General features: G+C 65.4%; 19 protein-coding genes. 8 read left to right on the forward strand and 11 right to left on the reverse strand.

All coding sequences use genetic code 11. From position 1 onward, the window contains the following. Positions 1-82: 82 nt before the first annotated feature. From ACVIYL_RS41090 to ACVIYL_RS41115, 6 genes are all read right to left on the reverse strand, one after another. On the reverse strand, positions 83-1051 hold the full coding sequence (locus ACVIYL_RS41090) for an ABC transporter ATP-binding protein (protein WP_057017523.1): 969 nt from the start codon (positions 1049-1051) through the stop codon (positions 83-85). After that, positions 1048-2034 (reverse strand): ABC transporter ATP-binding protein, encoded by a 987-nt coding sequence (locus tag ACVIYL_RS41095; protein ID WP_057017524.1) that lies wholly within the window; start codon positions 2032-2034, stop codon positions 1048-1050. Before ACVIYL_RS41095 ends, ACVIYL_RS41090 begins: the two co-directional genes overlap by 4 nt. Then, positions 2031-2903 carry an ABC transporter permease gene (locus ACVIYL_RS41100; RefSeq protein WP_092082680.1) on the reverse strand — a complete coding sequence of 291 codons (873 nt, stop codon included), beginning with the start codon at positions 2901-2903 and terminating at the stop codon, positions 2031-2033. The genes ACVIYL_RS41095 and ACVIYL_RS41100 overlap by 4 nt, the downstream gene beginning before the upstream one ends. Continuing rightward, a complete protein-coding gene (locus tag ACVIYL_RS41105; protein WP_456781276.1) occupies positions 2890-3840 on the reverse strand; it encodes an ABC transporter permease in 951 nt (316 codons plus the stop codon). The genes ACVIYL_RS41100 and ACVIYL_RS41105 overlap by 14 nt, the downstream gene beginning before the upstream one ends. Before the next feature lie 6 nt (positions 3841-3846). Continuing rightward, entirely contained in the window at positions 3847-5388 is a 1542-nt protein-coding gene (locus tag ACVIYL_RS41110) for an ABC transporter substrate-binding protein (RefSeq protein ID WP_456781277.1), read from the reverse strand. Positions 5389-5505: 117 nt separating this feature from the next. After that, positions 5506-6738 carry a CaiB/BaiF CoA transferase family protein gene (locus ACVIYL_RS41115; protein WP_456781278.1) on the reverse strand — a complete coding sequence of 411 codons (1233 nt, stop codon included), beginning with the start codon at positions 6736-6738 and terminating at the stop codon, positions 5506-5508. A 153-nt stretch (positions 6739-6891) separates the two neighbouring features. Here ACVIYL_RS41115 and glgA point away from each other — a divergent pair, with 153 nt between their 5' ends. Both glgA and ACVIYL_RS41125 read left to right on the forward strand, forming a co-directional pair. Continuing rightward, entirely contained in the window at positions 6892-8319 is a 1428-nt protein-coding gene (glgA, locus tag ACVIYL_RS41120) for a glycogen synthase GlgA (RefSeq protein WP_057017576.1), read from the forward strand. A gap of 180 nt (positions 8320-8499) precedes the next feature. Next, positions 8500-9558 (forward strand): class I SAM-dependent methyltransferase, encoded by a 1059-nt coding sequence (locus ACVIYL_RS41125; protein WP_456781279.1) that lies wholly within the window; start codon positions 8500-8502, stop codon positions 9556-9558. Positions 9559-9669: 111 nt separating this feature from the next. Here the strand turns inward: ACVIYL_RS41125 and ACVIYL_RS41130 are convergent, their stop codons facing one another. The 5 genes from ACVIYL_RS41130 to ACVIYL_RS41150 form a co-directional block, all read right to left on the reverse strand. After that, entirely contained in the window at positions 9670-11286 is a 1617-nt protein-coding gene (locus tag ACVIYL_RS41130; RefSeq protein WP_456781280.1) for a L,D-transpeptidase family protein, read from the reverse strand. A gap of 262 nt (positions 11287-11548) precedes the next feature. Continuing rightward, positions 11549-12787, reverse strand: a complete 1239-nt coding sequence (locus tag ACVIYL_RS41135; protein ID WP_456781281.1) for an MFS transporter — start codon at positions 12785-12787, stop codon at positions 11549-11551. Positions 12788-12875: 88 nt separating this feature from the next. Further along, the gene (locus tag ACVIYL_RS41140) at positions 12876-13439 is read right to left on the reverse strand and encodes a PRC-barrel domain-containing protein (RefSeq protein WP_456781948.1); all 564 of its coding nucleotides are present in this window, start codon (positions 13437-13439) and stop codon (positions 12876-12878) included. Positions 13440-13499: 60 nt separating this feature from the next. Next, positions 13500-15701 carry an amylo-alpha-1,6-glucosidase gene (locus ACVIYL_RS41145; RefSeq protein WP_092082668.1) on the reverse strand — a complete coding sequence of 734 codons (2202 nt, stop codon included), beginning with the start codon at positions 15699-15701 and terminating at the stop codon, positions 13500-13502. A gap of 84 nt (positions 15702-15785) precedes the next feature. Next, positions 15786-17549, reverse strand: coding sequence for an ABC transporter ATP-binding protein (locus ACVIYL_RS41150; RefSeq protein WP_076827043.1), 1764 nt, complete (start codon positions 17547-17549; stop codon positions 15786-15788). Positions 17550-17862: 313 nt separating this feature from the next. Between ACVIYL_RS41150 and ACVIYL_RS41155 the strand changes: the two genes are divergently transcribed. From ACVIYL_RS41155 to ACVIYL_RS41180, 6 genes are all read left to right on the forward strand, one after another. Further along, entirely contained in the window at positions 17863-18930 is a 1068-nt protein-coding gene (locus ACVIYL_RS41155; protein WP_092082663.1) for a glycosyltransferase family 4 protein, read from the forward strand. 406 nt (positions 18931-19336) lie between these two features. Next, positions 19337-20488 carry an ABC transporter substrate-binding protein gene (locus ACVIYL_RS41160; RefSeq protein ID WP_456781282.1) on the forward strand — a complete coding sequence of 384 codons (1152 nt, stop codon included), beginning with the start codon at positions 19337-19339 and terminating at the stop codon, positions 20486-20488. Between the two features lie 16 nt (positions 20489-20504). Then, positions 20505-21374 carry a branched-chain amino acid ABC transporter permease gene (locus ACVIYL_RS41165; protein ID WP_456781283.1) on the forward strand — a complete coding sequence of 290 codons (870 nt, stop codon included), beginning with the start codon at positions 20505-20507 and terminating at the stop codon, positions 21372-21374. Continuing rightward, positions 21374-22360: a branched-chain amino acid ABC transporter permease gene (locus ACVIYL_RS41170; RefSeq protein WP_456781284.1), complete on the forward strand. Its 987-nt coding sequence runs from the start codon at positions 21374-21376 to the stop codon at positions 22358-22360. Before ACVIYL_RS41165 ends, ACVIYL_RS41170 begins: the two co-directional genes overlap by 1 nt. Before the next feature lie 10 nt (positions 22361-22370). Then, the gene (locus ACVIYL_RS41175; protein WP_456781285.1) at positions 22371-23120 is read left to right on the forward strand and encodes an ABC transporter ATP-binding protein; all 750 of its coding nucleotides are present in this window, start codon (positions 22371-22373) and stop codon (positions 23118-23120) included. Further along, entirely contained in the window at positions 23113-23817 is a 705-nt protein-coding gene (locus ACVIYL_RS41180; RefSeq protein WP_210189588.1) for an ABC transporter ATP-binding protein, read from the forward strand. The genes ACVIYL_RS41175 and ACVIYL_RS41180 overlap by 8 nt, the downstream gene beginning before the upstream one ends. Positions 23818-23937 lie beyond the last annotated feature (120 nt).

A 23937-nucleotide genomic window follows, 5' to 3' on the forward strand; every position in this document is an offset into this window, starting at 1 on the left:
CTGTTCTCCCGTAGCTTGTTCTTGCGGCGGACCTTGCCACGCCTGCCCGTCCGGGACAAACGCGGTGTCGGCCTCCGGATATTTAGATCAGGGGATGATGGCAAGCCGCGAACTGGCCGGGCGCAACCACGCGCAGTTCCGGCACTTCGCTGGCGCAGCGCGCGTCGGCCCGCGGGCAACGGGTGCGGAAGCGGCAGCCGGAGGGCGGCGCAATCGGCGACGGCGGCTCGCCGACCGGCACGCTTTGGGTCGGACGGACATCCGGATCCGGCACCGGGATCGCCTCGATCAGCAGCGCGGTATAGGGATGCGCCGGCCGTGCAAACAACTGCTCCGACGGGCCGACCTCGCAGAGCCGGCCGAGATACATCACCGCGACACGATCCGAGACCGCCTTCACCACGGCAAGGTCATGGGCGATGAACAGCAGGGTCAGGCCGTAGCGCGCCTTCATCTCCTCCAGCAGATTGAGGATCTGGGCGCGGATCGAGACATCGAGCGCGGACACCGGCTCGTCGCAGATCACGAATTCCGGATTGAGCACCAGCGAGCGGGCGATGCAGATGCGCTGGCATTGTCCGCCGGAGAATTCATGCGGCAGGCGTCCGCTCACCAGCGCCGGATCGAGGCCGACCGCCGACAGCACGTCACTGACGCGCCGCCGGCGTTCCTCGGGATCCTTGACGCCCGCGATCACCAGCGGCTCGGCGACGATGTCGCCGATCCGCCGCCGCGGATTGAGCGAGGCAATCGGGTCCTGGAAGATCAGCTGCACGCGCCGGCGCATCTTGCGCAGCGGCTCGCCCTTCAGCGTGGTGAGATCGTGCCCATCGAACAGCACCTTGCCGGAGACGGCCTGGCGCAATTGCAGCACCGCGCGGCCAAGGGTGGACTTGCCGCAGCCGGATTCGCCGACCAGCCCCAGCGTCTCGCCGCGCGCGATCTCGAGACTGACATCGGAGACGGCATGGATGGTCTTGCCTCCCACCGAATATTCGACGACGAGGTTTTCCACCTTCATCAGCGGATCGGGTGCTGCCTGCAGCATCATGCGCGGACCCCCGCGGTGATCGGATGGAAGCAGGCGTAGAGATGCTCCGGCGTTTCGGCCCGGCTGAGCTGCGGCTTCTCCGCGCCGCAGCGCTCCGCGGAATAGCGGCAGCGCGGCGAGAACGAGCAGCCCTTGAGCGGCCGGGTCGGATCGGGCGGCCGCCCCGAAATCGCCGGCAGCGGCGTATGCGGCGCGACGTCGAGCTTCGGCAGCGCGGCGAGCAGCGCCTCGGTGTAGGGCATCCGCATCTGCTTGAACAAGGCAGGCGTCGGCGCGCGTTCGACGACGCGTCCGGCATACATCACCGCGACCTCGTCGGTGCGGCCGGCGACCACGCCGAGGTCATGCGTGATGATGATCATCGCCATGTGACGGCGCTGCTGCTCGCGCGCCAAGAGATCGAGGATCTGCGCCTGGATCGTGACGTCGAGCGCGGTGGTCGGCTCGTCCGCGATCAGGAGCTGTGGCTCGCAGGACAGTGCCACCGCAATCGCGACGCGCTGGCGCATGCCACCGGAGAGCTGGTGCGGATATTGCGCGAGGCGCTGCTCGGGCGCGGGAATGCCGACCGCCGCCAACAGTTCGATGCTGCGCTGCCGGGCCTCGGCAAGATCGAGCTCGAGATGTTCCACAATGGTCTCGATCAGCTGGGTGCCGATGGTCAGCACCGGATTGAGCGAGGTCATCGGGTCCTGGAACACGACCGCCAGCGAGCGGCCGCGCAGCTTGCGCAATTTCTCGGCCGGGAGTTTCGTCAGGTCCTGCCCGTCGAACATCACGCGGCCGGACAGTTTCGCCTTCTTGGGCAACAGCTGCAGGATCGCGCGCGACAGCATGGTCTTGCCGCACCCGGACTCGCCGACGATGCCGAGCGTCCTGCCGGCGCCGACGGCGAGATCGACATGATCCACCGCCCGCAGATTGCCGCGCGGCGTCGGCAGGTCGACCACCGCATTCTCGACCGAGAGCAGCGTCCGGCTCATAGCGCCCCCTGCCTGGGATCGGTCAGCGCACGCATCGTATCGCCGATCAGGTTGAACGAGAGCACGGTCAGGAACATCGCGATCGCCGGAATGAAGGCGAGCCGCGGCGCCACCTCGAGGCTCTCACGCCCCTCCCCGATCATGCTGCCCCAGCTCGAGATCGGCGGCGGCACGCCGAGGCCGAGGAACGACAGCGAGCCCTCGACCACGATGGTGACGGCGACGCCGAGCAGAAAGAAGGCGAGCAGCGGCAGCATCACATTGGGCAGCAGCTCGCGCAGCAGGATGCGCGCATGCGTGGCGCCGAGCGCCTGCGCCGCGATGACGAATTCGCGCCGCGCCAGCGACAAGGTCGCCGCCCGCGCCACCCGCATGAAGGCTGGAATGCCGAGCACGCCGAGGATGCAGGTCAGATTGAAGATCGACTGGCCGAGATAGGCGGTGACCGCAAGCGCCAGGATCAGCGGCGGGAACGCCAGCAGCACGTCCATGCTGCCGACCACGAAGGATTCGAAACGGCCGCGGAAATAGCCCGCGAGCATGCCGAGCGCGCCGCCGATGGTGACACCGATCATCGGTGCGCAGAGGCCGACGATCAGCGAGATGCGCGCGCCATAGATCAACCGCGACAGCTCGTCACGGCCGAGACCGTCGGTGCCGAGCCAATGCTCGGCGGAGATCGGCGCCCGCCGCTCCAGCATGTCCATGTCGGTCGGGCTCGGCAGCGGCAGCAGGTCGGCAAAGATCGCGACCGTGAACACCAGCGCCATCCAGCCGATCGCGATCCAGAACAGCATGCCGAGCCCGCGGCGGCGCCGAGCCGGCGTCGCACCGGCCTCTTCCTCGAGGCTGAGCTCAAGCGTGGCCATGGCGAATCCTCGGATCGAGAAGGGCGTAGAGCATGTCGACGATGAAATTCATGATCACGAAGCCCGCGGCAACCAGCAGCACCACGCCCTGCAGGATGATCAGATCGCGGGTATAGATCGCGCCGACCAGGAGGCGGCCGATCCCCGGCAAGGCGAAGATCGACTCGACGATGACGGCGCCACCGATCAGGCGGCCGATATTGATGCCGGTGATGGTGACGAGCGTCAGCGACGACGGCTTCAGTGCGTGCACGAACAGGATGCGCGACGGCTTGAGGCCCTTCGCCTTGGCGAGCGCGATGTAGTCCTCCTGCAGCGCCGCGATCATGTCGGAGCGCAGCACGCGCATGATGCCCGGCCATTCCGCAAGCCCGAGCGTCAACGCCGGCAGCACCATGAAGCGCAGATTGGCGACCGGGTCCTCGGTGAACGGCACGTAGCCGGTCGCCGGCAGCAGGCGCAGCTCGACCGCAAACAGATAGATCAGCAGGATCGCGGACAGGAAGGTCGGCACCGACAGCATGCCGAAGGCCGAGCCAGTCATGAAGCGGTCGAACGCGCTGCCGGCCTTGGCCGCGCAGGCGATCGCCAGCGGCACGCCGATCACGAGCCCGATCAGCTCGGCCAGGATCATCAGCTCGAACGAGACCGGGACGCGGTCGCTGACAGCCTGCAGCACCGTCTGCCCGGTGCGGAAGGATCGTCCGAAATCACCCTGCAGGATGTGCCACAGCCAGCCGAGGTAGCGCAGCCAGATCGGCTGATCGAGCCCCATGTCGTGACGCAGGGCCGCGACGTTCTCCGGCGTCGCCTGGTCGCCGAGGATCACATAGGCCAGATCGCCGGGCAACAGCGAGGCGATCACGAAAGTCAGGACCGAGACCGCGATCAGCACCGGTACCAGGTACAGGAGCCTGCGCGCGACGAAGAACAGCATGAAAGGCTATTCCTTCCAGGCGTCGGAGACGTCGAGCACCCCGTTGAACATCTTCGGCACGCCCTTCACCTTCGCGCTCGAGATTGCGTAGTAGGTGTTCTGGAAAGTCCAGAACCAGATTGCTTCCTTGTTGATCAGGCGGCTGATCGCGCAATAGTCCTCGGTGCGCTGGGCGACGTCGGCCGTGGTCCGCGCATGCTCCAGCAACCGGTCCAGCTCTGGATTGGAGTAGTTCGCGAGCGCCACCGGGCTGCCGGTGTGGAAATTGGCGTACATCTGCGGATCGGGATCGGCGAGATCGACGATGCGCCACGGCGTGAGCTGGAACTGGCGCATGAAGGCGCGCGGCGGAATGGTTGCCTGATCGACCTGCTCGATCTCCATGTTGGCGCCGATGCGCTTCCAGAATTGCTGCAGCACCTGGCCGCCGGTGCGGCCGCGCGGCGTCGCCGTGACCAGCATCTTGAATTCGACCGGCTTGCCGTAATCCTTGATCAACGCCTTGGCCTTTTCGACATCGTAGGGCAGCGCGCCGTCATCCTTGCACTTCACCCAGGACCCGTCGCCGTAGGGATTGCTGGCCGGTCGCGCCAGGCCATTGGTAATCGCCTGCGACATCTTCGTGCGGTCGAGCGCCATCACCAGCGCCTGACGCACGCGCACGTCGTCGAACGGCGGGACCTTGGTGTTGAAGGCAGCGACTGCAGCCCCCGAGCCTTCATAGGTATGCACGGTCAGGCTCGTGTCCTTGCGCGCCCTGATGATGTTGTCGGCATCGGCTTCGTCGTCCCAGATGATGTCGGCCTCGCCCGATTGCAGCGAGGCAAAGCGCGACTGTGCATCCGGCAAGGGCTTCAGGACGATGCGGTCGAGATACGGCTTGCCCTTGTTCCAGTAGTCCGGGTTCTTCTCGAGCACCATGCGGTCGCCGGCGGTCCAGGACTTCAGGATGTAGGGACCGGTGCCGACCGGGTTGCGGTTGTAGTCGTCGCCCTTGGTCTTCCATGCGGTCGGCGACTGCATGACGTTGTTGGAGCTTTGAATGGTCTGCGTCGCCGGGAAGTTCACGGCCGGGTCGCTGAAATTATAGACCACCGTCAGGTCGTCGACCGGGTTCACGCTGATGATGTTCGTGATGTAGAAGGCGCAACGGCATTTGTTGGCGGGATCCTTCTGGCGGTCGAAATTCTCCTTCACAGCCTTCGCGTTGAATGGCGTGCCGTCATGGAATTTGACGCCTGGCCGCAGCTTGATGGTCCAGGTCTTGAAGTCTTCCGAATGCTCCCATGACAGCGCGAGCTTCGGCTTCACCTCGCCCTTGTCGTCGAGTGTGGTCAGCGTGTCGAAGATTGCGGCCGCCGCGGTATTGGCTGAGGTGTCGTAGACGCCGACCTTGAGCGGGTCGAAGCCGGGAATGTCGAGTTCCTGGCCAACGTTGAGCGTGCCGCCCAGCTTCTGCGCATTGGCCGATGCAGCGAATGCCGCGGCACTGAATCCCGCCACAAGAAATATGCGCGCAACGGCGTGCGCGCGCCCGACCAGCTTCATCAATGCTCCCTCCCAGGTGGGCGACGTCCGGTGTTCCGGATCGTCGTCTGTTGGGCGGCAGATTGTCCGGAATCGCCGCGCGCGACAAGACCGTAATGCGGATGAAAAGCCGCAGGCTTAATGACGCGCCGTCTTTGCCGGTTGCGCCGCGAAGCCTGCGATCTGATCCTCGGAGAGCCCGATCTCCTTCAGATAGGACAGCGTGTGCTCGCCGAGCGTCGACATCCGCTTGCGCGCACCGACCGCAGCGCCGGACATGCGGAACGGCAGATTGAGCACCTTGAAGCTGCCGCCGCCGTCCGCAACCTCGGCCAGCGCGCCGCGATGGGCGATTTGCGGATCGGCGAGCGCCTCGCGCACGGTGCGATAGGCCGATGACGGCACGCCATATTCATTGAGTGCGGCAAGGCAGGCCTGCGTGCTGACCGAGCTCGACCACGCCTCCACGCCCTCCATCAGGCCCGCCCAGTTCTCCCGCCGATCGGAATATTTGGCGAAGCGCGGATCGGACACCCAATCGGGACGACCGATCACCTGCATCAGGTTCTGGAACGTCTTCTCGCTGGCGATCGCCACCATCACGTAGCCGTCGGTGGTCTCGATCGGGCCGAACATCGGGCGCTGGGTTTGCTTCACCTCGAATTGCGACCATTGCAACTCGTTCAGGGTCAGGCTCAGCATCGATTCCAGCATCGAGACGTCGATGTGCTGGCCCTTGCCGCTGGCGGCGCGCTGGTAGAGCGCCGCCGAGATCGCACCGAAGGCGTAAACGCCGGTCAGCACATCGGCGTGGTAGATGCCGCAATAATCCGGCCGGCTGCGGCCCGGTTGGTAGGCGAGATGCGCCATCTCGTAGCCCGAGGCGGCATGGATCACCGGCGCATAGGCCGGCAATTCCGCCGACGGGCCGGTCTGACCGTAGCCGGAGATCGAGCAAAAGATCAGTTTTGGATTGATGTCGCGGATAGAGGCATAGTCGAGCTTCAGCCGCCGCATCACGCCGGGACGGAAATTCTCCACCAGCACGTCGGCGGTGGCGATCAGCCGGCGCACGACTTCGACGCCGGCCGGCGACTTCAGGTCGAGCACGAGGCTGTTCTTGCCGATATTGAGCTGGCCGAACGCCGTCGAGCAATTGTTGCGCACCGGCGGCCGCGTCCGCATCGTCTCGCCCTCGGCGGGCTCGATCTTGATCACCTCCGCGCCCATGTCGGCGAGCATCCGCGTGCAATGAGGTCCGGCGATCGTGGTCGAAAAATCGAGCACGCGAAGGCCGTCGAAGCTCCGTGTCAAATTCCCCTCATCGTCAGCGGCTATGGTCGTCGGCAAGGCTTCCTCCACCTTCGTCATTGGTTGTTCGGCGTCGCGTGACCCTAAAGTGAGCCGCCCTGGCAGGAAAGCGTCTCGTCCAGACCGGGAGCGCGGGCCGTCTTGCATTTTACTCAAAGGCAGATTGGACCCGATCTTGCATAGCCATGTCACGGGCTGGAACGAGGGCGCTTGTTGAAGGTCTTATTCGTCACGACGGAGATGGACGATTTCGTCCGCGTGGGCGGGCTCGCCGCCGTTTCCGCCGCCCTTCCACGGGCGCTCCGCCCGTGGAGCGACGTCAGGATCATGCTTCCCGGCTACCGGGATGTGGTCGAACAGTTCACGCATATTGAAATCGTTGGGCAATGCCGAGCGCTCGCCGAGATGCCGGCCTGCACGCTCGGGCTTGCGTCGACCAGGGACGGACTTCCGGTCTATGTGCTGCTGTGCCCGCAACTCTACGAGAGGCCGGGCAATCCCTATGGCGATGAGTCCGGCCGCGACTGGCCCGACAACGACATCCGCTTCGGCCGCTTTGCCTCCGCCGCTGCCGAACTTGCAGCCGGGATGCTGGACAAGAATTGGGCAGCGGACCTCGTACACGCCAACGATTGGCAGGCGGCGCTCACACCGGCCTACCTCGCCTGGCGCAACGCGCGGATTCCGTCGATCCTCACCATCCACAATCTCGCCTATCAGGGCCTGTTTCCGAAGGACTCGCTGCGGCGGATCGGCGCACCGGAAAGCTCATTCCACATCGACGGGCTGGAGTTCTACGACAAGCTCTCCTTCCTCAAGGGCGGCCTCGTCTACGCCTCGCATCTGACTACGGTCAGCGCGACCTACGCCAGGGAGATCACAACCGCGGAGCTCGGCTGCGGTCTGGAAGGCCTGCTCCGCGTGCGCTCCGACGCCGACCAGCTGACCGGCATCCTGAACGGCATCGACGAGAGTTGGGATCCGCGCCATTGCGCGCAGCTCGCACAGCCGTTCGGCTCCGGCGACTGGAAGGGCAAGCAGGCCAACGCCGACTATGTCCGCCGCCAGTTCGGGCTTGCGGTCTCGCGCGGGCCGATCTTTGGCCTCGTCGCACGCCTCGTGCATCAGAAGGGCGTCGACCTCGTGCTATCCGCCGCCGACGAGATCGTCAGGGACGGCGGACAGATCGTCGTCACCGGCAGCGGCGAGCCGGCCATCGAGGATGCGCTGGTGGCCGCGCATCGCCGCCGGCCCGATGCGATCGGCGTGATCATCGGCTTCAACGATGGGCAGGCGCGCCGAATCTTCGCCGGCAGCGATTTCACCCTGATGCCGTCGCGCTTCGAGCCCTGCGGCCTCAGCCAGATGTATGCGCAGCGCTTCGGCTCGCTGCCGATCGGCCACCAGACCGGCGGGCTTGCGGAAACCATCGCCGACGGCGAGACCGGCTTCCTGTTCGCGCAGCCGTCGGCGGAATCCTTCCTCGGCGGCGTCAGGCGCGCCTTCGACGCCTACCGCGCCAAGGACCGGCTCAACGCCATGCGCTCCAGCGCGATGGCCAAGTCCTACAGCTGGGACCTGTCGGCCGCCTGCTATGGTGCGCTGTACAAAAGGCTGATCATGCCGCGCGTGATGGCGTAGGCGGCTCGCCTCGCGGGCTTGTGAAGCCCGGCGGTTGTGGGATCCCACCGGCCCGGTAACAATCGGGTCATTGCACCGAACCTTTCAGGCAATCACGTCGCCACACGGCTGGACGACGACGCATGCGTGAAATTGCGAATGATGACTTTTGGCCAAACGCGATTGCGATGGAGGAACATCATGGACGTCAACGAAGAGCGCCTCAATTCATTCATGGGAAAGATGATCGGCGATGTCGGCGCGGCGATGAATGCCTCGTTGATGCTGCTGGGCGACAAGCTCGGGCTGTACAGGGCCCTCGCGCAGGGCGGGCCGATGAATGCCGCGGCCCTGGCCAAGGCAACGGGAACGGCCGAGCGCTACATCCAGGAGTGGCTGTCGGCGCAGGCGGCCTCCGGCTACATCGAGTACGACAAGGCATCCGGAAAATTCTCGATGCTGCCCGAGCAGGCGCTCGCGCTGGCCGACGAGGACAGCCTGGTCTTCCTCGGCGCCGTCGGAAGCCTGGTCGGCGCGACCTTTCTCGACGAGCCAAAAATTACCGACGCCTTCAAGACCGGCAAAGGCGTCGGCTGGAACAGGCGCAGCGAGTGCCTGTTCTGCGGCACCGCCCGCTTCTTCCGCACCAGCTACAAGCACTATCTGGTGCAGGAATGGCTGCCGGCGCTCGAGGGCGTCGTCGACAAGCTGAAGAAAGGCGCCGTCGTCGCCGACGTCGGCTGCGGGCACGGCGTCTCGACGCGATTGATGGCGGAGGCGTTTCCAAAATCAACCTTCTACGGCTTTGATTATCACGAGGGCTCGATCGAGGCGGCGCGGAAGTCCGCGCGGGAGGCGGGATTGTCGGACCGCGTTCATTTCGAAACGCATTCCGCCAAGACATTCCCGGCCAAGGGCTATGACCTCGTGTGCTTCTTCGACTGCCTGCACGACATGGGCGATCCGGTCGGCGCCCTCAAGCATACCCGCTCCACCCTCGCCGACGACGGCACCTGCATGCTGATCGAGCCGTTCGCCAACGACCGGCTCGAGGACAACCTCAATCCGATCGGGCGCGTCTACTACGCCGCCTCGACGATGATCTGCACGCCGGCGTCGCTGGACCAGGAGGTCGGGCTCGCGCTCGGCGCGCAGGCCGGAGAGGCAAGACTGCGCGAGGTGGCGCGCCAAGGCGGCTTCTCGCGGTTCCGCCGCGCCGCGGAGACGCCGTTCAACCTGATCCTGGAAGCTCGCCCGTAAGATGGGCAACCGCACAATGCGATTGGGCGGCGGCATCACGCCGCCGCCCAACGCTGCAATGCCGATCTGACGCCGCGGCCGCTCGTTGCGGCCTGCGTCCTCGACGCTCCGTTACCAGTCCTGTTGCGATTGCCAGAAGTACTGGCCGCCGCGCCGGCGCGGATTGGCCGCTTGCGGATTGCCGTAAATCTGGGGATTGCTGTATTGGGGACTGCCATACGGGGTGCCGTATTGGGTGCCCGATTGGGGATTCCAGCTGCGCTGAGAGAAGAAGCCGAAACCGTCGTCGTCCCTGCTCGCAACCATGTCGTCGGTCATCATGGGCCGGGTCGGCTTGCGTGTGATGAAACCGCCCTGGGGCTGGTTGCTCAGAACCGCGACGAACTCGGTGCGATAGTTGGTCTCGGCGCTCAATGGCTCGTCCGAGATGATGATCGAAGAGCGCGCAACGGCGGTCGTCGCGATGCGATCCAGCACATCCTGCGGGATGGTGACACGATCGAGCGCATTCCTGGCGTTGTCGCCATCGTCGATCGACACCTCGGTCCAGCGCAGGCCGCCGGCGTCGTTGCGCGCCATCGCCGTGTAGATGTGCGTGCCGATCGGTTTGTCCGGATCGCGGATGGTTACGGGAACCTCGATGCTCGAGTCGAACACCTCGCCGCCATCAGCCCATGGCTTGTGGGTGTTGCGCCGAACGTAAAGCTTCTGCGTCGCGCGGCTGATGTAGACGGACACCGGCTCCAGCGCGAGCTTCGCCTCGGTCGCCGCCTTCTGGGTATCCGCCTTCTTGGTCTCGGCCGCCTTGGCGGCGTCCTTGGCGGCGGCTGCGGCGTCGAGCTTCGGCTTGGCGTCGCCCTGGGCGGCCTCGAACTGCGTGGTCGCTTCGGCGGCCTTGGCCACCGCCTTCTGCTTCAGATCCTCGGCGCGCGCCTTGGCCTGGTCGGTCTTGGCCGCAGCGAGCGTCTTGTCGGCCAACGCAACCGCAGCGTCGGCACGGGTCTTGATCTGCTGCAATTTGCGCAGCGACGCAGGCGTGAACAGTGCGGCCTCCTTGGTCGCGGCTATCGAAACCTTCTTCGCCTCGTCGGCCGCCTTGGCGGCATCCGCGGCCTCGCGGCCGAGCTTCTCGGCGCGCGCTGGCGCCGCCGCAATGGCTTGCGCGTTCGGCACGAACAGCGCCGGATGGGTGAAATCGACCGGGGCCGGATCGTTCGGCGCGATGATCACCCGCATGCCGATCCTGGTCTTGTCGAACAGCTTCTCGGCAAAATCGTAGGGCATCCGCACGCAGCCGTGGGAGGCCGCATATCCCGGCAGCGGTCCGCCATGCAGCGCGATGCCGTTCCAGGTGATGCGCTGCATGTTGGGCATCCAGGCATCGTCATAGAGGGTCGAGTGGTGGTCCTTGTCCTTCTCGATCAGCGCAAAGACGCCGGCCGGCGTCTCGCGTCCCTTGACACCGCTCGACACCGGCGCCCGGTAGATCCAGCCCTCGGCGTCGTAGAGCGTCACCTTCTGGGCCTTGATCGACACGATCGCCATGATCGGCTCGCCAGCGGTGCGCGGCGCGGTCGCCTCGACGGCTGCCGCGGGACGCTGCTCTTTCGCCGCGACGCCGCCGGTCAGTGACGCAAGTGTGACCATCGCTGCGAAAGTCACAAAGGCGGGTTGGCCCCAACGCCGCATCGCTCCGGTGGTTTGCGCCGTCGTCGTTCGATGTACCATGCCGCTCCTCGGTCGAAATGCCTGCCCGCGCTCCGTCAATCCCGTACCAGACCGCGATTTTGGATTGATTAATCGCCGCCACGGTCCAACGCGCGAACTCGCTCCTGGGGACCATCGGACTCGTTCCAGCAGCAAATCACTTATGTATTCACTCATATATGACGGCACATGCAGGAGAAAGGGTGCCGCGCAGCAAAACCGGCCGGTAGCCGCATCCCGGGTCTGGTCGGCGGCCCAATTGTGCCGCGGTTGCGCCCTGCCATCATGCCGTCCGCCGCGTTTCCGGCATCACCAGCCAGACCACGAACAGCCCGAATGCGGCGATCCCGGCCAGCCCCATGAAGGCCGTGCTGCTGCCGAGCTTGTCGCTGACATAGCCGGCCAGCACCGTGCTGAGCGACGCGCCAATGCCGACCGCGGTGCCGACAATGCCCTGCGCGAGATTGAAATGGCCGCTGCCGAAGGCGATGTCGGCCACGATCAGCGGCACCATCACGCTGAAGATCGCCGCGGTGATGCCGTCGAAAATCTGCACGATGACCAGCAGATAGGGATCACGCACGGTTGCAAACAAAAGGCCGCGGACCGCCAGCGCGACGAATGCGATCAGGAGCAGCGGCCGCCGGCCCCGGATCTGGGCTATGCGGCCGACCGAGGGCGAGGACAAAGCGACGATCGCCTGCGGCACAATGATGCAGGCCGCGATCAGGACCGGCGCCCATTGGCTCGACCGTGTCGTCACCACGCCCGCCATCAAGGGCAGCATCGCGGCATTGGCGAGTTGGAACAGCATCATCGCGCCGGCAAAGATCAGGAGCGGCCGCTGCCGCACCAGCGCGAACACGCTGGTGGCGCGCTTGTCGGGGACTTCCCGTTTCACCTCGCCATGGGCCTGCGCGATGTCGATCTCGCGCTCGCGGATCCGGGCCAGCGACAACAGCGTCGGGATCGCCAGGATGAAGGTGACGAGGAACACCGAGCGGCTCGACAGCAGATAACCGCAGGCGCCCATCAGTGCCGCGGCCGAGCCGCTGCCGAGCGAGGCGAAGCGCGCATTGCGGCCGAGTCGCTCGCCGATCGCAAGCGGCCCGACCAGACCAAGGCTGATCGCGGCGATCGCTGGACCGAGCACGCAGCTTGCTAGCGCGTGCAGCGTCGCGGCGAGCGTCACCACGGGAAAGATCGGCCAGAGCGCATAGGCCAGCGCGCTGGCGCCGATCGCGGCCACCGCGCAGCCCGCAACGACCCGCTCCGAGCGCGCCGCATCGACGATCGCTCCGCCGGGCATCTGGCCCAAGAGGCCGATGATGCCGCCGATCGAGAGCACGAAGCCGATCTCGACCTGGGTCCATTTCTGCGTCGTCAGATAGACCGCGACGAACGGGCCGAAGCCGGTCTGCACGTCGGCCAGGAAGAAGATGAACCAGTCGAGGCCGCGCTGGCTTTGCCGCGACGGCCCGCGCGGTTCCTCCGGAGTGGGCTGATCGGGGACAATTGACACAACGTTGGTGCTGCCGGCTGATCGCTCGCCACGATCGTCGCCAACCGTCTCTAAAGAAGAGTTCGGACGCGCGACCAGCTCTACCCCCCTAATGTTCGTAATCCCATGGATGCAGGCTTCCCGCCGCCCCCAGCACGATCAGCGGCGTATCTTCCTTGTACTCCGGCGCAGCGCTCACCTGCTGCTTGTTGAGGTCCAGCGTGATGCTGTCGCTCTTGCTGGAAACACCGGCGAAACGCAGCGCGTTCCAATCGACCACGATCTTGCGGCTGCCGACGCCGAGGAAGCCGCCGAAATCGATCACTGCGGCGCGGACCTTGCCGTCGCGGTCGACAATGACGTCGACGATACGGCCCATGTTCTCATTGGCGGAACTGCGAACGTCGCGCCCGAGAATGCCGTGCGCATCGCGAGCACCGATCACGGTCACCGACGGCGGCGGCGACGGTTCCTTGGACGATTCCTTTGAGGGCTCCTTCGGCGTCGCAGAGGCTGCTGGCGGCGCCTGGGCTGCCGGCGGCGCAGGAGTTGCTGGCGTTGCTGGCGGCGCCTGCACGGCCGGCGGCGATGGTGCAGGCGCCGGCGCTTCGTCGTCGGCGGCCCGGACACCCGCGCATGCCAGCAGCGCCGCTGCGACCAGCATCATCATCATCCTCGGACGCATGTTACTCTCCCCGCGATTTCCCGGCGCACGCATGCCGCGCGACGACGCTCAATGCGTCAGCACGATAGACACCTGGATCTGGCCGCGCGTTCGCAACACTTCGAGCGACACCTCGTCGTCATGGCGGCGCAGCCTCAGATCGACACTGGAAGCGCCGAGCCTGAGGTCGCGCAGCACCACGTCGTTGAGGAACTCCGGCAGCCGCGGATCGCGCAAGCGAATCTCGCCGCGCGCGGTGTCGAACTCGAGGCCGAGCGCAGCCTCCAGCAGCGTGAACGGCGTCGCGCTCGCCCAAGCCTGCGGTGCACAGGCCACGGGATAGAGCACCGGGCCGCGCCGGCGCTCGCGGCGGAAGCCGCAGAACAATTCCGGCAGCCGCCGCAGTTCCATATAGCTCGCGGCGTCGAACAGGCCCTTGAACAGATGCGCGACCGAATGCTTGAGGCCGTAGCGGGCAAATCCGAGCGCGATCAGCGCATTGTCATGCGGCCAGATCGAGCCGTCGTGATAGGACATCGGGTTGTAGCGCACTTCGCCCGCGGCGACGGTGCGGATGCCCCAGCCCGAAAAGAACTTCTGGCTCATCAGGTCGGCGGCGACCCGTCGCGCGCGGTCTTCCCGCACCATGCCGGAAAACAATGTCTGGCCGGCATTCGAGGTGCGCACCTTGCACGGCTGCTTGGCGCCGTCGAGCGCGACCGCATAGGTGCCGAGCTCCTCGCACCAAAATGCTTCCTCGAACCGCTCGCGCAGCCGCTCGGCCTCGGCTTCCAGCTTCGCAGCCTTGTCGGCAAAGCCGAGCTTGCGCGCCGCGCGCGCGGCAAGCTGCTTGCCGGCAAACACGTAGCCCTGCACTTCCGCCAGCGCGATATTGCCCTCGGCAAGCGTTCCGTCGGCGTGGAAGATGGCGTCGAACGAATCCTTCCAGCCTTGATTGCGCAGCCCCTCCTCGGTGGCGCGCTGATATTCGACGAAGCCGTCACGATCGGGATCGCCCGGGCCGTCGATCCATTGCAAGCCGGCCTCGACCGCGGGCCACAGCTCGCGCAGCGTGTCCAAATCGCCGGTGCGCTCCAGATAGAGCCCGGCGAGCAGCACGAACAGCGGAGTCGAATCGACGCTGCCGTAATAATGCGCGAACGGCACCTCACGAAGCGCGGCCATCTCGCCACCGCGCATCTCGTGCAGGATCTTGCCAGGCGCGGCATCGGCCAGCGGATCGACCGCCTTGGCCTGGAACAGCGCGAGCCGCTTCAGCACGCCCTTGGCGATCCGCGGATCGACCCACAGCATCTGCAACGCGGTGATCAGTCCGTCTCGGCCGAACGTCGTCGAATACCAGGGAATGCCGGCATAGGGGTAACGGCCCTGCGGCGTCTCCGTCATCAGCATGTTGAGGTCGGCCATCGCCTGGCACAGCACCTCGTTGAAGATGTTGTTCGAGGTTTCGATGCTGGCTGCGCCGGCCGACGAGGTCCGCATCTCGCGGCGGTGCGCCAGCAGCCCGCGGAAGAACGGCACCGGCTTCTGCATGATCGGCTTGTTGCAGGAGACCGCGACGAACAGCGACGTGACCTGCCCGGGCTCGAGATCGAAATGATAGGTCGCCGCGTTGACCGACAGCCGCGTCGGCCGCGGATCGAAATGCAGCGCGGTGATCCGCGTCTGCTCGTCGAGGCCGCAATATTCCAGCACCACGTCGGTCGGGCCGAGCAGCTTGCTCGAACCGATGCCCCGCCGCGGCCGGCGCTCGCCGCGCACCTCGAACAGATCGGCAAAGTCGTTGTCGAACAGCAGCGTGAGATCGAAGCTCGCGGCATGGTCGCCGTGATTCTGCAGGCCGATGCGCTGATAGGCCGTGCCGCGCCACAGGAAGATCGAGCGCACGATGTGCAGCGTGTCCTTCGGCAGCGTGAGGCGGTCGTCGCGATAGACGTCGGAATTGGTAAGGTCGACCGTCAGCGCCGAATTGTCGTCGCGCATGTTGGAGCCGAGCAGGAGCGGCTGCACGTCCTCCAGCACCATTTCCAGCCGCGCCAGGTAGCGGGTGTCGGCGTTGAACAGGCCGTCCGGCCCGCCGGCCGAGGCGCCGATGTCGCCATGGCTGTCGAGCACGATGAAGGTGTCGTCATGCTTGAGCGAGCGCCGCGGCCGCGCCGCGGGCCCGGTCATCGGAATGTAGAACGGCGATTCGGCGACGTGCTCCGTGATGCGAGCGGTGATGATCTGCGTAACGACGTCAGCTGCCATCTGAACCTCTGGCGACTTTGCTTGGCCCGTATCCTGGTTCGAACGAACGCACCGGAACGCACAAACGCACTTGACGACGCGGGGTCAGGCCGCGCTGGTGGAAAGGCGGCCCATCTCGCGCGCGACCAGGTCGCGGTAGGGGCCCCTTCCCTTCACGAGGATATCGGGCGGACCGTCCTCGACGATCCGGCCGCCCTGCAGCACAAGCACGCGGTCGAAGCTGCGCAACGTCGCGAGGCGGTGCGCGATCGCGACCACGGTACGCCCGCGCATCAGCCGCGACAACGCCTCGCGGATCGCCTCCTCGGAGTCGGCATCGAGCGCCGCGGTGGCCTCGTCGAGCAGCAGGATCGGCGCATCCTTCAGGAAGGCGCGCGCGATCGCGATGCGCTGGCGCTGGCCGCCGGAGACCTTGACGCCGCGATCGCCGACGATGGTGTTCATGCCCTCGGGCAAAGTTTCGATGAAGTCGCAGCGCGCCGCGATCGCCGCCCGCAGCACCTCGTCGTCGGTGGCGTCCGGCCGGCCGTAGCGGATGTTCTCCAGGATCGAACGGTGGAACAGCGAGATATCCTGCGGCACCACCGAGATTGCCGCGCGCAGGCTCTGCTGGGTGACGCGCGAGATGTCCTGGCCGTCGACGGTGATGTTGCCCTGCTCAACGTCGTAGAAGCGCTGCAGAAGGGTAAACAGTGTTGACTTGCCGCCACCGGAGTGGCCGACCAGGCCGACCCGCTGGCCGGGCTGGATGCGCAGGCTGAAGCGCTCGAACACCTGCAGGCCGCCGGGATAGCGGAACGAGACATTGTTGAAGGCGATCGCGGCGCCGCTCTTCACCAGCGCCTCGGCCTCCGGATGGTCCTTCAGCTCGTGCGGCTGCAACAGCGTCGCCAGAGCCTCGGTCAGGCGCGCGACATGCTGGGTGACGTCGACCAGCGCGACCGCGAGATCGCGGGTGGCGCTGAGGATCGAGATGCCGAGCGTGCAGACCAGCACCACGTCGCCGGTGGTCGCCGCGCCCTGCTGCCAGAGACTGAGCGCCCAGGCCAGCATCGCGATCGTCAGGATGACGGTCACGCCGGCGTGAATGAGACGAAGCTTCTCGAGGTAGCGCAGGGAACGGCCACGCGCGACGAGTTCCCGATTGACGGTCGCATCGAAGCGTTCGTGCTCATAGCCGAGGCCGCAGAACGCGCGTACCAGCGGCAGGTTGTTGATGACGTCGACCATTTCGCCGTCCACGGCAGCAGCCCTGTTGGCGAAATCGTCATGCAGCGGCCGGCCGGCGGCGGCGATGCGGAACATGGCCACCACCATGGTTCCCGCGATCAAGATCAGCACTGCTGACATTGTCACGCTGACTGTTCCAACCAGGGCGATCGCCGCGAAGGTCGCGATGCAGGGCGGCAACACGTTCCATACGAACATATTCTCGACGGTGAACACCGCGTTCGAGGTCGCCGTGATCCGGCTGGTCAGCATGCCCGGCAGCCGGTCCGTGAAATAGCTCGGCGCGTGGCCGGTGAGATGGCGGAACATGTCGCGGCGAAGATCGCCGGTGACGCTGACAAAGGTGTAGCTCGCGGTCCAGCTCGCGATCCGCCACAGGAAGTTGTCGGCTGCAATCAGTGACATGAGCAGAGCGAATGCCAGCCATACGCCGTTCGCGGCCGACGGCCCTGCCGACAGCGCATCGACCAGATTCTTCACGCCGTATTGCGTGCCTACCGAGCAGGCAACCGCCGCAACAACGGCTGACAAAATCACAACATGCGACGGCAGACGCCGGCGCAGATAGCGCAACACAAAGGGAAACGGACGATGCGCGTATCCTGACAGATGGTCCATGACGTCCTGCAAAGCTGTTGAAGGTGAACGAGAAAATTCTAGTCGAAGCTCTCGCGCACGATGACGTGAAGGGCGGCGGTGGGATTCCTTGATGCAGCCATCACTGCGCAACAATTTTGCAACGCTGGCATAGGCAAAACCGTGTTGGAGCGTGATGGCATCAGCAAGACCACAGTGTGATGGAAGAAAGAAGCGGCAGATCTCCCACATCTAAGGAACCTCGCACGTGCGAGAACGTTCCCGTCTTTGGCATGTCGGTGCCATCTGAGGGCTGAGGGTAGTTCATTCCACATTACAAACAGGAGACGGAGAGATGCGCATCGCGCAGGTTGCCCCGCTGACGGAGGCTGTTCCCCCCAAGCTCTACGGCGGCACCGAACGGGTCGTGCACTGGCTGACCGAAGAACTTGTAACACTTGGACATGACGTGACGTTGTTCGCCAGTGGCGATTCTCAAACCTCCGCGAAGCTCGATGCGACCTGGCCGAAGGCACTGCGGCTCGACGGCTCGGTCCGCGATCCCAATGCGCTCCACATGGTGATGCTGGAACGCGTGCGGCAGAAGGCCGACGACGAGGAGTTCGACTTCCTGCACTGCCATCTCGACTATTATCCGTGGTCGCTGTTCGCGCGGCAGCCGACGCCGTTCGTCACCACATTGCACGGACGGCTCGACCTGCCGGAGCATCAGCCGGTCTTCAACACCTTCCCGAAGATTCCGGTGATCTCGATCTCCAACGCGCAGCGGCGGCCGGTGCCGCAGGCGCATTGGGTGCGCACCATCCATCACGGCCTGCCGGAGAATCTGCTGACGCCGCAACCGGCGAAGCCGTCTTATCTCGCGGTACTCGGGCGCATCGCGCCGGAGAAAGGCGTCGATCGCGCGATCAAGATCGCAACCCGCTGCGGCATTCCGCTGAAGATCGCGGCCAAGGTCGATCGTGCCGACCAGGAATATTACGATGAGTTGATCAAGCCGCTGATCACCAGCAACCCGTTGGTTGAGTTCATCGGCGAAATCAGCGACCGCGAGAAGCCGGATTTTCTCAGCGGCGCGATCGGGCTCCTGGTTCCGATCGACTGGCCGGAGCCGTTCGGCCTCGTGATGATCGAAGCGATGGCCTGCGGCACGCCCGTCATCGCCTATAACCGCGGCTCGGTGCCGGAGATCATCGAGGATGGCCTGACCGGCTTCATCGTCGAGGACGAGATCAGTGCGATCTCCTCCGTCGGCCGCCTAGGAACGCTCAATCGCGACGCGATCCGCAAGCAGTTCGAGACCCGCTTCACCGCGCGGCGCATGGCGCTCGACTATCTCGCCGCCTTCCGCGGCCTGATGGAAGCCGAGCCGCGCTTCAAACTGGTGGCCAGCGCGGAGTAGCAGTTGCAGCGGCCGATCGAATGATCCGGCGGGCCGGCCGGCACCATCCGTGCCGGTTCGTCGGGTCGTTCGATTGTCAATAATACCGTCGTGCGCGGCGGCAACTCTCACGCAGCAAAACACTCCGCATGCGCGCGTCGCGCGATTGCTGCGACGCACCAGCGATGACAGGTTTCCCCATGAGTTCGGCTGATATCGCCTTTGCGAATGCCGAATTACGTGCTCTTATGCGCCGCGCTTGAGCAAAAAATAATAAGCGAGCGGACGGAGCAACCGTGCCGTGATCGCGCAGGGGGGAACGCCATGACAGGGGACCGCAAGCCGTCGGCCATTAATAATGCCGCACCGACCAGAGCCTCACAAAACAAGCTGAACCCGCCGCAAATTCCTCGCCAAGACCGGCGGCGTGCTGGCGGCAGGCGCGTTCGGCGCCGTTCCGCTGCGCGGCTGGGCGGCCGACCCGATCAACATCGGCGCACTCTATCCGACCACCGGCAGCATGGCGCAGATTGGCGTCGGCTGCGTGGCTGCGGCCAAGCTCGCGGTCGACATGGTCAACGAGGCCGGCGGCATCAAGTCGCTCGGCGGCGCCAAGCTCAACCTCATCGTCTCGGACGTGCAGAGCGACACCACGGTGACGCGCACCGAGACCGACCGCCTGATCACGGGCAACAAGCTGTCGGCGATCCACGGCTGCTATGCCAGCGCGCTGACCTTGATCGCGAGCGAAGTCTGCGAACGGGCGAAGGTCCCGATCATCACCGGATCGAGCTCCGACCAGCTCAACAAGGGACGCACCTACACCTTCACGCCGTTCGCGCGCGCCTCGCAGTTTGCCAAGGCGCAGCTGCAGATGGCCAAGCTGGTCAGCGAGCAGGCCAAGGTCGCCGTAATCTTCGAGAACACCGCGTTCGGCACCTCGACCTCGAACGGGCTGAAGGAGCTGGCGCCGGGCGAAGGCGTCGAGATCGTGATGTTCGAGCCCTATTCGGCTGGCTTCACCGACGCGAGCCCGCTGATCAACAAGGTCAAGGCCTCCGGCGCCAACACGCTGTTCTCGCTGTCCTATCTCAACGACCTCATCCTGATCGTGCGCACCGTAAAGCAGGTCGGGCTCAACATCGCGATCAACGGCGGCTCCGGCGGCTTCGTGATGCCGGACTTCTACAAGAATGTCGGCAATGCCGCCGAGGGGCTGCAGGGCGTTGCGCACTGGAACCACGACGTCAGCGACGACGCGCAGAAGGTGAATGTCGAATTCAAGAAGCGCACCGGCGAGTTCGCGTTCGAATATGCCGGCGGCCTGGTCGCGCAGACCTTCATGCTGGCCGACGCGCTGGAGCGCGCCGCCTCCGCTGATCCCAAGAAGGTACGCGAGGCGCTTTCGACGCTCGATGTCTCCTCGGGCTTTGCTGCGATGGCGCCGGGCGGCAAGGTGAAGTTCGGGCCGGACGGCAAGAACGTCTACGGCCGCCCGGTCGGCGTGCAGTGGCAAAACACCGATCTCGTCAGCGTCTTCCCGAAGGAAGACGCCCGCGCCCCGCTGATGAAGACCTGAGCCGCGGTCGCATCGCATGTGGGAGACACTGGCCCAGGCCGTGATCAACGGCCTGCTCATCGGCGGCATCTACGCGCTTGTCAGCATCGGCGTCACGCTGATCTTCGGCGTGGTCAAGATCGTCAACTTCGCCCAGGGCGAGTTCGTGATGATCGGGATGTATATCTCGTTCTTCCTCGCCACCCAGTTCGGCATCGATCCGCTGGTCTCGCTCGTGGTCTCGATGCCGGTGCTGTTCGTCGCCGGCGTCCTGATCCAGCATTTCCTGATCCGCAGGGTGCTGGGGCCGAACGACATGCCGCAGATCTTCCTGACCTTCGCGCTGTCGCTGTTGCTGCTCAATCTCTCGCTGATGTTGTTCAGCGCCAATTACCGCACAGTCCACACGTCCTATTCGGATGCGGCGTGGCATATCGGCGGGCTGTACATCCCGGTGGCGAAACTGATCGCCTTCGCGGTCGCGATGGCGCTGAGCGGGCTGCTGTGGGTATTCCTGCACACCACCGATCTCGGCCGCGCGATGCGCGCCGCATCGCAGAACCGCGACGTCGCGATGCTGATGGGGATCAATCCGAACCGCGTGTTCGCGGTCGCGTTCGGCACCGCGCTGGCGCTCGCGGGCGCCGCCGGCTCGCTGCTGATGCCGTTCTATTCAGCCTATCCATTCGTCGGCCAGGTGTTCGTGCTGATGGCGTTCGTCGCGGTCGTGATGGGCACGCTCGGCAATGTGATGGGCGCGCTGATCGCAAGCCTGATGATGGGCGTCGCGGAATCGCTCGGCATCCAGTTCGTCGGCGCCGATTCCGGCTTGATCGTGGTGTTCGCGCTGCTGCTGCTGACGCTCGCGTTCAGGCCGAGCGGGCTCGGCGCCAGGAGGGGCCGGTGATGCAGACGTCCAGCAACTTCAAATGGCTGTGGCTCGCGATCGGGGCGGTCGTCATGCTCGCCTTGCCCCAGCTCGTCACCTCATCGTTCGCGATCGACATCTTCATCCGCATCCTGCTGTTCTCCTTCATCGGCGTCGCCTGGAACCTGATGGGCGGCTACGCCAAGCAGCTGTCGCTCGGCCACGCCGCCTATTTCGGGCTCGGCGCCTACACCTCCACCATCATGCAGGTGAACTACGGCATCTCGCCCTGGATCGGGATGATCGCGGGCGGCGTGGTCGCGATGCTCGCAAGCCTGCCGATCGGCTGGCTCTGCTTCCGCCTGCGCGGCCCCTATTTCACCATCGCCACCATCGCGACCGCCCAGGTGCTGATGCTGATCTTCCTCAAGTTCCGCGACTTCGCCTGGGGCGCCGAAGGCACCACGATCCCGAACCTCGGCAGTGCGCCGTTGATGATGCAGTTCGAGGAAAAGTCGTCGTACTATTACGTCGTGCTCGGCCTGCTCGTGGTCGGGCTGTGGATCACCCACAGAATCGAGAAATCCTGGATCGGCTACTATCTCGTCGCGATCGGCGAGGATGAGGACGCCGCCGAGGCGGTCGGTGTCAACGCGCCGAAGGTCAAGCGCGACATCTACATGATCAGCGCGTTCCTGACCGCGCTCGCCGGCACCTTCTACACGCAATACATCTACTTCATCGATCCCGCGACCGCGTTCAGCTTCAACGTCTCGATCGAGGCGGCGCTGGTGACGATCGTCGGCGGCATCGGCACGCTGTGGGGACCGGTGATCGGCACCGTGCTGCTGGAGACCACGTCGGCGCTGCTGCAAAGCTGGCTCGGCAGCTCGGTCGGCGGCATCCAGCTCACGGTCTACAGCCTGATCCTGATGGCTGTCATCCTGTGGCGGCCGACCGGACTGATCGGGTTCGCGACCGACATCTATCACCGCACCGCCCGGCGCAAGCCGGCGCGCGCCTGAGGTCGTCGCGATGGCAGAAGCACTCGTCATCAAGGGTCTCAGCAAGCGCTTTGGCGGCCTGCGCGCCGTGCAGGACGTCAGCTTCACGGTGCAGGAGAACGAGACGGTCGCGCTGATCGGGCCGAACGGCGCCGGCAAGACCACGAGCTTTCATTTGATCACGGGATTTCATCGGCCGGATTCCGGCTCGGTGCTCGCCTTCGGTCACGAGATCGTGGGGCTCAAGCCGCATGATGTCTGCGCGCTGGGCCTTGCCCGCACCTTCCAGGTGGCAAAGCCGTTCGGCGCGATGACCGTGCTCGCCAATGTGATGACCGGCGCGTTCCTGCGCGACCGGCATATTGCGGCCGCGCGCAACAAGGCGCTCGAGGCGATCGAGTTCGTCGGCCTCTCCGCCAAAGAGCAGACCCCGGCCAAGGACCTCACCACCATCGACCAGCGCCGGCTGGAAATGGCCCGCGCGCTGGCAACGCGGCCAAAGATCCTGCTGCTCGACGAGGTGATGGCCGGACTCAACCCGGCCGAGATCGACCAGGCGGTGGCGCTGGTGAAGAAGCTCTCCGCCAGCGGCCTGACCATCGTGATCGTCGAGCATGTGATGCGCGCGATCATGGCGGTGGCTCGCCACATCGTGGTGCTCGACCACGGCCAGAAGATCGCCGAGGGCGCGCCGAAGGAGATCGTGGAGAATCCGGAAGTGATCCGCGCCTATCTCGGCTCCTATGTGCATCCGCCGGCGCAGGGAGACGCCCATGCTTGAGCTCTCCCGGGTCAGCGCCAGCTACGGCTCGGTCCCTGCGATCACCGATGTCAGCATCTCCATTGGCGAAGGCGAAGCCGTCGGCCTGTTAGGCGCCAACGGCGCCGGCAAGAGCACGACGCTGCGCGCCGTCTCCGGCCTCGTCAAGCTGTTCGGTGGCAAGGTCACGTTCGACGGCGTCGATCTCGCCACGCTGCCACCCTACCGGATTCCCGAGCTCGGCATCGCGCATGTCCCGGAAGGCCGCCAGGTGTTCCCGGAAATGACGGTGCAGGAGAATCTCGAGATCGGCGCCTACACGCCGAAGGCCAAGGCGGATCGCGCGCGCACGATGGAGCTCGTCTACAGCATCTTCCCGCGGCTCGCCGACCGCAGGAAACAGCTCGCCGGCACCATGAGCGGCGGCGAGCAGCAGATGGTCGCGGTCGGCCGCGGGCTGATGCTGAAGCCCCGCCTGCTAATGCTGGACGAGCCCTCGCTCGGCCTCGCGCCTGTCATGACCGACGTGACCTTCGAGAAGATCGGCGATATCCACAAGATGGGCACCGCGATCCTCTTGGTCGAGCAGAATGTCAGCCGCGCGCTGTCACTGGTGCAGCGCGCCTATGTGCTGGAAAGCGGCAACGTGATCATGCAGGGCACCAGCGCCGAGCTCGCGGGCAACAAGCAGGTGCAGGCGGCGTATCTCGGGATTTGAGGCATCGTCTGCCAACCCGTCATCCTGAGGAGCCGCGTAGCGGCGTCTCGAAGGATGAATCGGCCACCAGCCGGGCCGTCGCCCCTTCGAGACGCGCGTTCCGCGCTCCTCAGGGTGACG

It is taken from the genome of Bradyrhizobium sp. USDA 3315 (assembly GCF_054056795.1).

Coding starts and splice junctions, on each gene's coding strand:
- ACVIYL_RS41105 (WP_456781276.1), bottom strand. CDS start 3,840: ATGCTGTTCTTCGTCGCGCGCAGGCTCCTGTACCTGGTACCGGTGCTG.
- ACVIYL_RS41090 (WP_057017523.1), bottom strand. CDS start 1,051: ATGATGCTGCAGGCAGCACCCGATCCGCTGATGAAGGTGGAAAACCTC.
- ACVIYL_RS41150 (WP_076827043.1), bottom strand. CDS start 17,549: ATGGACCATCTGTCAGGATACGCGCATCGTCCGTTTCCCTTTGTGTTG.
- ACVIYL_RS41125 (WP_456781279.1), top strand. CDS start 8,500: ATGGACGTCAACGAAGAGCGCCTCAATTCATTCATGGGAAAGATGATC.
- ACVIYL_RS41175 (WP_456781285.1), top strand. CDS start 22,371: ATGGCAGAAGCACTCGTCATCAAGGGTCTCAGCAAGCGCTTTGGCGGC.
- ACVIYL_RS41145 (WP_092082668.1), bottom strand. CDS start 15,701: ATGGCAGCTGACGTCGTTACGCAGATCATCACCGCTCGCATCACGGAG.
- ACVIYL_RS41155 (WP_092082663.1), top strand. CDS start 17,863: ATGCGCATCGCGCAGGTTGCCCCGCTGACGGAGGCTGTTCCCCCCAAG.
- ACVIYL_RS41170 (WP_456781284.1), top strand. CDS start 21,374: ATGCAGACGTCCAGCAACTTCAAATGGCTGTGGCTCGCGATCGGGGCG.
- ACVIYL_RS41110 (WP_456781277.1), bottom strand. CDS start 5,388: ATGAAGCTGGTCGGGCGCGCGCACGCCGTTGCGCGCATATTTCTTGTG.
- ACVIYL_RS41100 (WP_092082680.1), bottom strand. CDS start 2,903: ATGGCCACGCTTGAGCTCAGCCTCGAGGAAGAGGCCGGTGCGACGCCG.
- ACVIYL_RS41115 (WP_456781278.1), bottom strand. CDS start 6,738: ATGACGAAGGTGGAGGAAGCCTTGCCGACGACCATAGCCGCTGACGAT.
- ACVIYL_RS41095 (WP_057017524.1), bottom strand. CDS start 2,034: ATGAGCCGGACGCTGCTCTCGGTCGAGAATGCGGTGGTCGACCTGCCG.
- ACVIYL_RS41165 (WP_456781283.1), top strand. CDS start 20,505: ATGTGGGAGACACTGGCCCAGGCCGTGATCAACGGCCTGCTCATCGGC.
- ACVIYL_RS41180 (WP_210189588.1), top strand. CDS start 23,113: ATGCTTGAGCTCTCCCGGGTCAGCGCCAGCTACGGCTCGGTCCCTGCG.
- ACVIYL_RS41130 (WP_456781280.1), bottom strand. CDS start 11,286: ATGGTACATCGAACGACGACGGCGCAAACCACCGGAGCGATGCGGCGT.
- ACVIYL_RS41140 (WP_456781948.1), bottom strand. CDS start 13,439: ATGATGATGATGCTGGTCGCAGCGGCGCTGCTGGCATGCGCGGGTGTC.